The sequence below is a fragment of the Adlercreutzia sp. ZJ141 genome, assembly GCF_011038965.1.
Classification (GTDB): Bacteria; Actinomycetota; Coriobacteriia; order Coriobacteriales; family Eggerthellaceae; genus ZJ141.
Window position 1 is genome coordinate 54,689 of the sequence record NZ_JAAKEB010000001.1, and the last position, 12,832, is coordinate 67,520.

At 57.4% G+C, this 12,832-nt stretch carries 7 protein-coding genes and 2 tRNA genes; 6 read left to right on the forward strand and 3 right to left on the reverse strand.

Going from position 1 to position 12,832, the window contains the following annotated elements:
- Nucleotides 1-91 precede the first annotated feature (91 nt).
- Nucleotides 92-166 (reverse strand) — tRNA-Glu (locus G7Y44_RS00255).
- A 178-nt stretch (nucleotides 167-344) separates the two neighbouring features.
- Between G7Y44_RS00255 and G7Y44_RS00260 the strand changes: the two genes are divergently transcribed.
- Nucleotides 345-3,446 (forward strand): PD-(D/E)XK nuclease family protein, encoded by a 3,102-nt coding sequence (locus tag G7Y44_RS00260; RefSeq protein WP_165246617.1) that lies wholly within the window; start codon nucleotides 345-347, stop codon nucleotides 3,444-3,446.
- Nucleotides 3,436-7,149 (forward strand): UvrD-helicase domain-containing protein, encoded by a 3,714-nt coding sequence (locus tag G7Y44_RS00265; protein WP_165246619.1) that lies wholly within the window; start codon nucleotides 3,436-3,438, stop codon nucleotides 7,147-7,149. Before G7Y44_RS00260 ends, G7Y44_RS00265 begins: the two co-directional genes overlap by 11 nt.
- 5 nt (nucleotides 7,150-7,154) lie before the next feature.
- Here the strand turns inward: G7Y44_RS00265 and G7Y44_RS00270 are convergent, their stop codons facing one another.
- Entirely contained in the window at nucleotides 7,155-8,144 is a 990-nt protein-coding gene (locus G7Y44_RS00270; protein WP_165246621.1) for a glycosyltransferase, read from the reverse strand.
- Nucleotides 8,145-8,390: 246 nt separating this feature from the next.
- On the opposite strand from G7Y44_RS00270, the gene G7Y44_RS00275 reads away from it, so the two are divergent.
- Complete coding sequence (locus tag G7Y44_RS00275; RefSeq protein WP_165045172.1) at nucleotides 8,391-8,813, forward strand: GtrA family protein; 423 nt, start codon at nucleotides 8,391-8,393, stop codon at nucleotides 8,811-8,813.
- 105 nt (nucleotides 8,814-8,918) lie between these two features.
- Here the strand turns inward: G7Y44_RS00275 and G7Y44_RS00280 are convergent.
- A tRNA-Arg gene (locus tag G7Y44_RS00280) sits at nucleotides 8,919-8,994 on the reverse strand.
- A gap of 123 nt (nucleotides 8,995-9,117) precedes the next feature.
- Between G7Y44_RS00280 and rlmD the strand changes: the two genes are divergently transcribed.
- The 3 genes from rlmD (at nucleotide 9,118) to G7Y44_RS00295 (ending at nucleotide 12,781) form a co-directional block, all read left to right on the forward strand.
- A complete protein-coding gene (gene rlmD, locus G7Y44_RS00285; RefSeq protein ID WP_241159109.1) occupies nucleotides 9,118-10,569 on the forward strand; it encodes a 23S rRNA (uracil(1939)-C(5))-methyltransferase RlmD in 1,452 nt (483 codons plus the stop codon).
- 262 nt (nucleotides 10,570-10,831) lie between these two features.
- Nucleotides 10,832-11,365 (forward strand): peptidylprolyl isomerase, encoded by a 534-nt coding sequence (locus G7Y44_RS00290; protein WP_165246904.1) that lies wholly within the window; start codon nucleotides 10,832-10,834, stop codon nucleotides 11,363-11,365.
- A 45-nt stretch (nucleotides 11,366-11,410) separates the two neighbouring features.
- Nucleotides 11,411-12,781, forward strand: a complete 1,371-nt coding sequence (locus G7Y44_RS00295) for a tetratricopeptide repeat protein (RefSeq protein WP_165045174.1) — start codon at nucleotides 11,411-11,413, stop codon at nucleotides 12,779-12,781.
- The last annotated feature ends 51 nt before the right edge of the window (nucleotides 12,782-12,832 follow it).

Here is a 12,832-nt window from a genome sequence, read left to right on the forward strand (position 1 = left end):
AGGGCCGATGGGGCTTTAAGGCAGGGTTTCGCGCATGTTTGTCTGATATAAAAAAGCAGGTCAGAATCTGTCTTCTGACCTGCGGTTCTCTTGGTGCCCCCAACGAGAATCGAACTCGTGTCTCAGCCTTGAAAGGGCCGCGTCCTGACCTCTAGACTATGGGGACGAAGCGTTTCCTTGCGAAAACAGCTTGTGTAGTATCGCAGATTGAACGCACGTTTGCAAGATGTGTTTTTCGATGCGCGGAAACTTTACCAACTCTACACGAGCTCCTCAAGAGCAGAAATTGCTGTGTTTTGGGGCTTCGTGCGGAAAGCACGGAAAGCTCTCGTGCGGAAAGAAACGTGAGACGCTACAATAGGCGCATGCCTTATAAACGAGTCTCATACGATAACTTCTCCGCTGCGCTCGATGCTGCGCTTACTCGTGTGCAAGAGTTGCCTGCCGATTCGAGCGTGCCGGTGATCGTGGTTTCTTCGCACTCTATGGCCATGCGTGTGCGTGTTACGTGTGCTCAGCGTGAGTGCGCGTTCGGGGTGCGCGTCGAAACCTTCGCGTCGTGGCTTCGGGACCACTGGGAGCTCTATGGCGATGGGCGCGTTGTGGTGGATTCGTATCTTCGTAAGCTGCTGGTGGCAAAAGCGCTGCGCGAGGTGGAAGAGCGTGCAACGAACGAAAACGAAGCAACTGATGCGGCCGAGAAAGGCTCTGTGGGTGGAAGTGTTTATTGCGCGCCCGGGTTGATCGATCTGCTTGCCGATCTTGCTGCAGAGGCGTTGCCGCAGGTCATTGAACGTGCGGGTGTGGCAGACGAGGCGCTCACGGATGCACAGCGCCGGCTGGTTGCCGCGCTGGTGCGTTATGCCGATCTGCTTGCTGATCGTTCGTTGTGTGAGCTTTCGCAAGTTGCACGCGAGTTATCACAACTCGATAAGCTTCCTGTGCTACTCATCGTAGGTGTTGACTACCTGCCTGTTGCATTCGACGAGCTACTTGAGCGCGCTGCCGCACGAGGCGTAGTGGAGCGTTTCGATGATGCCCGTCGAAGCGCGCCTGCAGGCGAGCGTTCGACGGAGCTTTCTGCCGTACTTGCGCGGCTGTTCAAAGCTGGTGATGCGGTTGTTGCGACTGGTGACGTGCGCATTGTGCTGCCTGCTGGCCGCTACGCGCAACCGAAAGCGGTACTGCATGAGGTGAAGCGTTTGCTGGCCAATGGTTGCCCGATATCGGATTTAGGTGCTGATGTCTCCCAAAGCGGCATGGTGCTGCCCGTGGCTGTGTCGTCAAAACACCCGTTGCGCCTATACGACAGCATAGCCGGTGCGCTTGCACGAAAGGGACGTGTTGTTGCCGTACATGGCAGACGCGCATTTTGCGACACGTCGCTCGGGCGCGCACTGTTAGCCCTGTTCTCTGTCGCATTTCCGGATAGCCGGGTTACTGCGGCCGATTGCGGTGCTGCTGCTGCCGATTTCGCACTGAGTGCGTTTTCGGGAATCCCGCGCGCGTATGCTACGTCACTTGACGCTGCATGGCGGGCCGATCGCCTGCTGTCACGAGATCGGCTGTTAGGTGACCTAACACATGCGGGCGATACGTGCGCTAAGATGCTGCAGCATTGTACGAATAGGGATTTCTCGGCGCTCATAGATGCCTTCGAGCACAGCGTGATGACAGGTGGTGCTGTGTTCGATGACGCATGGCGCGCCGAACAGTTTGCCGCAGCTTCGCAAGCCCGTCGTGTTTTGGATGCCGCATCTGCCGTTGGTGAGTCCTTTCCCGATGCCATGTTCTTGCTTGCAAACACGAGCGTTTCTGTACGCGTTCAGTCTAAAGAAGACGCGCCAGAGGTTGTTGTTATGTCATTCGGTGAGCTGGCTAGTATGGAGCCGTGTTCGTGCAATTCGGTCATCATCTGTGACATGACCTCGGCTGATTATCCGGTGCGATCCGTCGATACACCAAAAACACTGCTGTTTGAGACACTGGGTATCGCCGCTGATCGTGACGAGCTTTCCCGGATGCGCCGGCAGCTGGTTGGCGTGCTTTCGGCGGCAAAAAACGCAGTTGTTCTATGTCGCGTGATGAACACGGTCGATGCCGCCGAGGCATATCCGGCGGTTGCGTTTGACGAAGTGGTCGACTGTTATCGTGGCCCACATGACAATGATGCGTGCGTTGACCGCACAACCGGTCTTCCTCAGTGCCTTGCTGAGTTTGCTTGTATGCAGGGAGAAGACGAGCTAACGGCGTGTTTGGCCGTGGGACTTTCCCGTAAAGACACAAAAACGCTTCCAGAGGAAGCGCCCGCTGACCGTGCAACCGAATGGGGACGTCGTTTTGTTGCGTTGCCCCGCGCAATTGATAGCTGCGAGCCGCTTTCTGCGCCGCTGTCGGCGTCTGCACTGGAAAGCTATTTGGAATGCCCGCATAAATGGTTCGCTCAGCGCCGTCTGCGGCTTGGTGCGCCCGATGCAGGTTTTGGTCCACTGGAAATGGGTAGTTTCGCTCATTCGGTGCTGCGCAGCTTCTACGTGGCGTTTCAGGAAGAGGGGTTTTCCAAGGTGGGTGAGGAAAACGCATCTCGAGCAGCCGAGCTTTTGGACGCTTCGTTTAACGTGCACCTTGCCAAGCAGCCTGCACTGCGATCGTCGCAGAACCCGCTTATCCCCACCAATTCCTATGAGCGTGATGAAGTGGAGCGCCTGCGTACTCATCTGCACGATTATCTAGGCAGAGAATCCCAGTTGTTGCCTGGATTCTCGCCGCGTTTTTTCGAGCTACCTTTCGGTGATGAGGTACCGTTTGACTACGCCGGCTTCTTGCTGCGGGGAAGTATCGACCGCATCGACGTAAACGATCGCGGTCAGGCGGTTATTATCGATTACAAGGGATCTGTTGGGCCCGATTACGCACTGTCTTCTGCTTCGCCTTTGACTTTCGACACCCCGTGCGAGGTGTCTGCCTTGTCTGATCCGCGCGATCCGTCAACCCCGCCCGTTGCGTACGATTCGTGCGGCGAGGACGCGGGTGATCAGGCGTCTGTGAGCACTTGCCTGCCTGCTTGTCCGCCTAGCTTACCGCACAAGATTCAAACACTCGTGTATGCGCAGGTTGTCAAGCGCTTGCTGGGGTTTGAGCCAGTAGGCGCGTTGTACGTGTCGTACGGGACAAAGCCTATCGTGTCAGGATCGGTTGACCGAACCGTGTTGGGCCCTGCCGATTTACCAGACATACGCTTCGACGATTGTTCCGTTCCTGGTGAGGCAGCCGAGGAGCTGGGTGTCGAAACGTTTGCTGAGCTCGTGCAAGCGGTGGAGGATCGCATTCGTGTTGTAGCTGACAAGTTGTACGCGGGCTTCATTGAGCCGAACCCGCGTGGCCCGCGTGCATGCAACCATTGTCCCGTTCTTTCTTGCACGAAAAGGAGCGGACATGAATCTTGATGCATGCACGCCCGAGCAGCGGCGAAGCATCCAGCACATCGACGGCCCGCTGGTGGTGTCCGCCGGCGCGGGATCGGGTAAAACCTTTACGCTCACGCAGCGCATTGCCTATGCGTTGCTTCCAGAAAGCGGCCCGGCGGTATCGGGCATCGACGAGGTGCTGGCCATCACATTCACGGAAAAGGCCGCCGCCGAAATAAAGGCCCGCGTGAAGCGGACGCTGCGTGCTGAAGGGCTTGCTGATGAGGCACTGCTTGTTGATGGCGCGTGGATTTCCACCATTCACGGCATGTGTTCACGCATTCTGCATGCTCATGCGCTTGAGCTGAATCTCGATCCCTCATTTGGCATTGTGAGCGAAGAAGAGCGTTCGGAAATGATCGCGCTAGCACTCGATGAGGCGCTGGGATCAAACAACGAGATTGTGGGTAGTGGGGCGTATGCCCGTCTGCTTCACGAGTACGGCGCGCGGCAAGCCGGCTCGTTTGGCACGTCGGTGCTGTCGCTCGTAACGACGCTTTTGAATCACGCGTCGGGCTTGCGTGGCGGTATGAGTGCGGTGTTGCTGGGTGCGCAAGCCGCCGATGCTGGCATGTTGGCGCGTGAGCTGTTGGTTGCCTTCGAGGACGTGCTTCCCGTTCTGGAAGCGGAGAAAGATTCCGCTTCATGTTGTAAGGCGCGCGCTGCAGCGCAACAAGGCGTGCTTGCCATGCAGGATTTGCTTGCCCAGCCTAGCGGAACTGAGTTTTCGCAGCTTGCGGCAGAGCTGAATTCGATTCCCTGGATAGGGCGCAACTTCGGATCGCGCGGGACGAGGGAGTGCGTTACTGCGTTAAATCAGGTTCGTGGACGCATTTCCCAAGAGGTGCTGTTAGGGCTTACGCGTCCGTTGCAAGACGAACTTATCTGCCTTGCAACGGATGTTGCTGCGCGCTACGAGCGCAAGAAGGCGGCAGCGGGAAAGCTCGATAACGACGACCTGCTCTCGCTTGCCCTGCGCGCGCTTGAAGAGAACCCCAGCATTGCACAACGCTACGAGGGGCGCTTCAAGCTGGTGATGGTCGATGAGTTCCAAGACACAAGCCAGCTGCAAATCGACCTGATAGCGCGTCTTGCTGGTGAGAACGCGCAAAACCTATGCACAGTAGGTGACGCCCAGCAGTCGATCTACCGGTTCCGAGGTGCCGACGTTAACGTGTACGAGCGTCATCGCGAGCACATGCGCTCTTCTGAAGTGGGGGCGCTGTATGTGGAAATGAACCGGAATTTCCGCAGCCATCGAAGCGTGTTGGCTCTGGTTGATCGCATCTTTGAGCAGCCGTGCATGTTTGGCAGCCGCTTCATGTCGCTTGCTTTCCACGAAGGGCGATCCACGTCGTGGAAGGGCGACGTTTCCCGTATCGACTTGTTGCTTGCTATGCAGCCGGCTGGCGCGGGAAGCGGCGTTTCGACTGTCGACGTGCGCCGCGCAAACGCCTGCGCTATTGCTCAGCGCTTCGCTCATTTGAAGGCATGTGGGCATGCGGAAGGCGACATGGTGGTTTTGCTTCGCAAGATGACAAACGCCTCCGTGTATGCCGATGCGTTGCGCGAGGCGGGACTTTCGTGCGTTGTTGCGGGAGGATCACGTTTTGCCGACGCTCCCGAGGTACGTATCGTCTGTCGTGCGTTGCAGGCGCTTGCGAACCCTGCCAGCACCGATGCGCTGTTCGAAGTGCTTTCAAGCGAAATGTTTGAGCTTTCTGCCGACGACTTCTTACGGCTGGGTACCGGCATCGACGAACGCCATGCGCGCTACGTGCGTCGAGACATTGACGTCGGGTTCGATGCGTTGCGCGAATCCGATAAGGCGTCTTTACGGCTTGCCTTTGCAAAGCGTACGTTTTCGCATGCCTGCCAGCGCTTGCGCGTGCAATCGCCTTCTGATGCGCTGCGTCTGTTGATTGTTGAATCGGGTTGGATGACACGGCTCGAAGGCAAAGGTGCTGAAGGGCTGTCCTGTGCTGCTAACGTGCTGAAAGCCGTGCGTTTGGTGGAAGATATCGAAGCGCAGGGTACGTCCGGCATCGCCAAGGTTTCGCGCGCGTTCGCGTCGATGATCGATGCGGGCATAAAGCAGTCGCCCGGCGCGTTGTCGGGGGCTGCTGGCAACGCCGTGCGAATCATGACCGTGCACACGTCGAAAGGACTCGAGTTTCCCATTGTTGCAGTTGCGGAATTCGATACTACGCATGCGCCGTCAAGCGCGCTCGTTACGGGGTGTGAAAAGGGACGTTTGAGTCTGTCGCTTACACCGAGTGCAACAGCGAAGCACTTTTCTGAAGTGAAGAAGCGGGCGGATAAATGGATCCACGAGCTGAGTGAAGATGAAGCGCTTGCAGTGCCGCTATCCACGCGGACAGGCGAGCGTTTGGCGCTTGAGCGGCGTGAGGCTGCCGAAGAGGCTGCCGAAGCGCAGCGGCTGCTCTACGTGGCACTCACGCGTGCGAGCGAGTCGCTGATAATTGCAATGATGGGGAAGGAGCCCTCGAAAGGGGCAGATGCTCCATCGTATCCGCCGCTCGTTGATGCAATTCGCTCGGCACTGTGTGGTGCGGGCGACTTTCCGTGCGGCGAAACAACGCTCAGTATCGGCTCGGGTGAGGTTGCTCGCTTCCAGCGTTTCACGGTTACACCTCCTGCGGATGCAGCAGGTGAACCTTTAGCGCTTGGCGTCGATATGCCTACACACGACATACGTGCGGGAGAAGTGGTTGCCGATTGTGAAACGGTGCCGTTTCAGGTACCAAACCTGCTGCCACTGCACTTCGAAGGTGTGGCGGCGGCGCCGTATGGACAGGCGAGCTTCTTTTCGTACACCTCACTTGCTGCTGCCGAATCGACAGCGCAGGCCATCTCGGATGCGTCTCATGCAGCGGAAGAGCCGAGCGTGTTGCTTGTCGGCGAGGGGCTTGCCGAAAAACCTGCCGGAGCAAACGTTGTCGATGGTGCTGCTGACACTCAAACGGGTGAGGCTACTCGTTTGGGTAGCGCGTTTCATCGTGCGGCCCAGTTTGCCATCGAGACAGGACAGGTACCTGATAAGCGTCGTGTGCGTGCGCTGGCACGCACCTATGGGCTTACGTGTGATCAGATCAACCGACTACATGCTGCATGCGAGCGCTGGTTTCAAAGTGATACGTACGCCGATGCGCTTTCGTGGCCGCGCCGTCGCGCAGAGGTTCCCTTCGTTGTGTGCATGAATGGTGGTGCTGGTGAGCGCGAAGTGTTCCTGGAAGGCGAGATCGATCTACTGTGTACCGATGCCGAGCCGACCGCCGTGTCATGTGAGACTGCCGTGTCGTGCGATGGTGCCGTACCGCACAAGGCTGCCGCACCGCACAAGACTGCCGCACCACGCGAGCGTGCAGTGGCTACACCCGATGGGCGGCGTCCGTGTGCGTTCGTGGTCGATTACAAGACAGGTGGCACCAACGACGAAAACGCCGATGTGCTACATGCTAAGCACGAGCTTCAGGCGACGTGTTACGCGTATGCGCTGCTGCGCCAAGGTTTTTGGTGTGTTGAGCTTCGTTTCGTGCGTGTTGAGCGCGACGATGGGCAAGGTCAACCCCAAACGGTGTGCTACCGGTTTGAGGAATCCGACCTTCCCAGCCTCGAGCGCACAATACGCAGGCTCTATCAAAAGCGTTTGGCTGAGTGAATGTTTTACTTCCGATGCTGTTCTTGCTGTCTGCGGTACTCTTGCAACACGGTTAGCTCGTAGCTTTTGCGATTGCCTTTCACCACGGTATCAAGCACCAGCCCGCACACGAGCGACAGCAGGCCGCACAGCACCAGCGCCACGGCCAGAAGTGCCGTGGGGATGCGCGGCACCAAACCCGTAGCGGCAAACTCGGCAACTACCGGTAGCCCTGCGATCAGTCCTGCTACAACCAGCAACAGCGACAGCCACCCGAACAGCGCCAGCGGTCGGTAGTCCTTAAACAAACTCAAGATAGTTTTCAGTACCTTCCAGCCGTCTGAGAAGGTGGATAGCTTGCTTACCGAACCCTCGGGGCGGTCGCGGTAGTCGATAGGCACCTCGGCGATGCGCCAGCCCTTGTCAACTGCATGTATTGACAGCTCTGTTTCTATCTCGAAACCGTGACTGGTTACCGGCATAGTCATAGCGAAGGTGCGGTTGTAGGCGCGGTAGCCGGTCATCACGTCGGAGAACTTAAACCCGTAAATCCACTTGATCAGCATACGCACCAGGTCGTTTCCAAACCCGTGGAACGCACGACCGTTTTCGTCGCCGTAGGAGCCGTTGGAAAGACGGTCGCCCACCACCATGTCGGCTTCGTCGGAAAAAAGCGGCTCAAGCAGCGCGCGAGCTGCCTTGGCGGGATAGGTGTCATCGCCGTCGACCATCACGTAATAATTGGCGTCGATGTCGCGCATCATCTGGCGCACCACATTGCCCTTACCCTGGCGTCGCTCGTGCTTGACGATCGCTCCGTGCTCACGTGCGATATCTGCGGTGCCGTCCGTGGAATTGTTGTCGTACACGAATACACGCGCGCCAGGCAGCGTGGCGATAAAGTCATCGACCACCTTGGCGATGGTTACGGCCTCGTTGTAGCACGGAATAATAACAGCCACTTCCTCATAGGTGAGAGCTGTCTTATCTTTGGGCTCGTTGATGGTGCTAGCCATAATCTGCCTTTCCGATTTGGTTACAATCGCTCGCGGTCAGGTTAAACGAGCAATGCGGTTCGGTTGGCGGCGCTATAAGCCTGCTTGGTTCGATGTTGCTTTCGCATAAAGCGCCCCTTTATCAAACGGCAATTATATGGCAAAATAAAGCACTTAAGGTGAAGGTAGAAAAAATCAATGCTTTGATGCATGAAGGCAGGAGCCGCCGCAGCTGCGACGACAGCAACCGAAACCAGAGGTTGTGATATGAGCAAGCTCATTGAGCAGATGGTGAAGTTCAGCGCTGTTGGTATGACTGCGTTCTGTCTCGACTACGGCCTGCTGGTTTTCTTTACTGAAGTTTTCAACTTCAATTACCTTGTGTCGGCAACGTCGTCGTTCGCTATTTCCACGGTGTTCAACTATTGCGCTTCGATGCGCTACGTGTTTTCGCATCGTGATGACATGAGTCGCCGTCGCGAATTCATTACGTTCTGCATTCTGTCGGGCATTGGTCTGGCAATGAACAACAACCTGCTGTGGTTCAGTGTGGATGCGCTGGGTATGGATTATCGTCTTGCGAAGATATTCGTGGGGCTTATCGTGTCGGTGTGGAACTTCGTGAGCAGGCGCTTGTTCCTTGACGGCAACAGGAACTACGGTGCCAGCATTCGACGCACCATTTCGTAGGTAAGACGGCTTTAATCAGTGTTTCCTTGCCAGTTGCTTTCAGGCGTTTTTTTGTTCCAAAAACCACATGAACCCACCGAACGGCGGGTTCATGAAACGATGCGCTGGTGCCCTTGACAGGATTCGAACCTGCGGCTTTCTGCTCCGGAGGCAGACGCTCTATCCCCTGAGCTACAAGGGCGCATGCGCTGGATTATACGCTATCATAATCCGAATGCATGCAAACAAGATGGAATTTGCACAGGGCGCGTGTGTGTCGTAGTGGACGAGCGCCGTATGCGAGCTGATTTGGGGAACAGGCGATATGGGTAACAGTTATACATCTTTGCAGGTAGATGAAGCGTGTGGTATGACAGCGGGGTCGCATGGTGTGTGCGAGGGCGCTGATGGTGCCTCAACTGTCGTAGTGAACAACAACGCTGCGGCGGTTGAGAGCGCGCGCACTGAAGTGGTTACGCTTGAGCGCATGGGGTATGGCCCTGAAGCTGTGGGGCGCTTGGCCGATGGCAAGACGGTGTTTGTCGCAGGTGGTGCTCCCGGCGACGTTGCTGTCGTGGAAGTGACGGAAGAAAAGCGTTCGTACGCACGCGGACGCATGGTGGAACCCAAGCAAGCCTCGCCCGACCGCGTGAGCGGCTTCTGTGTATACGCCAATGCGTGCGGAGGATGCCCGTGGCAACACCTATCCTACGATACTCAACTTGTGTCGAAGCGCTACAACGTGGTGTCAGCTCTGGCGCGTACAGGTGGGTTTGATAAGGCAGAAGCCGAGCGACTGGTGGCACCGTGTTTGCCCAGCAAGCGGCAGGTTGGCTACCGCAACAAGCTCGAACTTGCCGTGGGAACCGCGAAAAACGGTGCCTTCGCACTCGGTTTCAGCGCGCATGGTACGCATGACGTGTTCACGCCCGATTCTTGCCCAATAGCGGTGCGTCACATCCAGCGCGCGCCGAAGGCTTTGCAAGGGGCGCTTCGCTTCTTGCAGGGAAACCGTGACCTAGGCATCTTTCGTGTGGGGGTGCGCGGCAGCGTGCGTACCAACGAGGTTGAGGTGGCGTTGTGGACTCGTCCAGGCGTTTTCCCGCGTGCGCAGGCGGCTAAGGTGCTGGGCAGCGCGGTGCGTGCGACGAGCGTAGTGCGCGTACTGGCTGATCCAGGCCGTGCTCGCAAGGTGAAGGGTGTCGAGGTGCTTGCAGGTAAGGGCCACTGGGTTGAGGTGATGAAAGACACGCGCTTCTTCACGAGCGCCCCGTCGTTTTTTCAGGTAAACACTGCGCAAGCCGAGCGGCTGGTCGATTGTGTACTCGAGGGTTTAGGTGGCGTGAAAGGTCTTTTGGTAGCCGATTTGTACGCGGGCGGGGGCACATTTTCGGTACCGCTGGCGCGCGCTGGGGCTGACGTCATAGCTGTGGAATCTGCCGGGTCGTCAGTGCGCGATCTGCGACATAACGCCGAGGTGAACGATGCCGACATCGATGTCATTGGTGGCGATGCAGCCCGCGAGTTGCCGCAACTCGGCGGACTCGACGCATTGGTGGTCGATCCGCCGCGTGCGGGTTTGGCTGACGGTGTGGTGGAAAGCATCGCTTTGTCGCGTCCTTCGCGTGTGGCGTACGTGAGCTGCGACGTTGCCACCTGGGCGCGCGATGTAGCGCGCTTCGAGCGAGCGGGCTACCGGCTTGTGAGCGTACAACCCGTCGACCTGTTCCCGCAAACCTACCATGTGGAAACGGTAAGCATCTTTCATCGGCTGTAAAGATAAGCGTGTCGGTGTGTGCCGACACGTTGACACGCTGATACATTGGCGCGTTTGCGAACATTGCACGTTTTTTCAAGCAGTGGCCTTGCAACCTGCTAGAATGCTCGAATGTATGCGATGATTTAAACTTGCGAACTCGGTTCGAAGCTTGTGTCAAACGGCGGGTTTTGAGCTGCGTGGTGGGGGAGGGTGCCCCATGGGGTTCCCGATCTGGGCACTTCGCATTCGCAAGCGATCTGAGAAGATAAGGAGCAGGGAAATGGCGCTGTACACTCCCGAATACCAGCCCACAGGCGATGAAGTCGCCGTCATCAAGACGTCGAAGGGCGACATCCGTGTGCAGCTGGCTGGCAAGGACGCTCCCATCCATGTGGGCAACTTCGTCGAGCTGGCACAGAAGGGCTTCTACGATAACTTGAAGTTTCACCGCTACGTGCCGAACTTCGTCATTCAGGGTGGCTGCCCTAACACACGCGATCTAACACCTGAAGAAGTGGTTCGCAATGCAGGCAACCCGTTTGCCGGTTTGGGTACGGGTGGTCCGGGCTACACCATCAAGCAGGAGTACACCACAAACCCCAACAACAGACACGAGGACGGCGCGCTTGCCATGGCGCGCTCCCAGCAGCCCGACTCTGCAGGGTCACAGTTCTACCTGTGTTTGGGTACCCAGCATTTCCTCGACCCGAACTATACGGTGTTCGGTCAGACCATCGAAGGTATGGACGTGATCTCCCAGCTGCGCGTGGGCGACGTCATCGAGGGTATAGAGATCGAGAACGCCGCCTGCTAGTTCGCTTCAGACGCGCTCAACAAAAACACGGAATTAAGGAAGCAGATGAACAACGAGCTCTTTCAGCAAGCGCGCACGGCGTATTCCCAAGGTGATTTCGAAGGTGCGCTTGCCAGCTTCACCAGATGCCTTCAGGAATCTCCCGCGGGTTTTGGCCCGGGAGAGTTGGGGCTTTTGTACCATCGTATTGGGAATTGCCTGATCAAGCTGAAAAACCCTAACGAGGCTATCCAGGCCTACACCCAGGCTTCTGCCGACGCTGCCTACGACGCGTGTGGTGCAGTTAACTACAACATGGGTATGGCGTATGCGTCGCTGCGCGACTACGAAGATGCGGTGAAGCATTTCGAGATAGCCGTGTCCGACGCGAACTACGAAACACCCTACAAGGCGTATTCGGGCATGGGTAGCGCGCTTTTGAAGCTGGGCAAGTCGGCTGAGGCCGGCGTGGCCTTCCGAGAAGCTGCGCTGGACGAGGCGAATCCTGATCCTACCAAGGCGCTGTTGAACCTAGGCGTGTGTTTCATGGCGCTCGGTCGACCTGCCGATGCGGTCGCGTCGTACGAAAGCGCTATGCAGTTTTCCATGAGTGCCGCTACTCGCAACAAGCTCTATGCAAACCTGGGGCAGGCGTATGCGGCCGATGGACAGATGCAAAAGGCCGTTGATGCCTTCGAACAGTCACTGGCAGACAAGACTTACTACTTAAGTGATTCGGCGAGTGTGGACTACCAGCGCGCCATCGCCTCCGTTGCACAGGGCACCTCCGAGGTCACACGCGTTATCGAACCGGTGGCCGACATGTCTGGACTCGACGTTTCCGCTGATGGCGGAGCGATGTATGTCGAAGAGGACCCGTATGGCGCCCAAGTGGGCGATCCGTATTACTACGCCGATCCGTATGGTCAGCAGCGTGTACAGTACGACATGTACGGCGCGGCACCTGGGGCGGAGGACCGCTTCTTCAACGCCAGCGACGAAGAGCTCGAGCAGTGGTCGCGTGGCTTAGCGAAGCAAGAGCGTAAGCGCCGAAATGTGGGCCTGAAAATCCTTATTGTGCTTATTGTGCTCGTGTTAGCAGCGTTTGGCGGGGCGGTGTTCCTGTACACGCAGGGTTATGGCTACCCCATGCAAGATGACGTGGCAGCGCAGCTATTCTCTGCGGAAGGTGCCGATCAGGAGGCGCTGTTCGCAGAGGAACTATCTGACGAAAGTGTTGCTAGTATGCAGGAACTCATTGAGCCCTGCACGTTTGTAGGTGTTGACGGCATGGACCGCTCCATGAGCGATTCGACGGTGTATGTGACCGCGAAAACCGCCGAGGGCGGTGACATGCAGTACAAGATTTCGCTCGTGCGTTCGGGTATCGGATGGAAGGTGTCGAACGTCGAGTTGTATTTCGCGAGCCAGAACTAACAGGTTTGGTGCGCGCTTATGTAGCGCGTGAGGGAAGCGCTTGAATCGGTG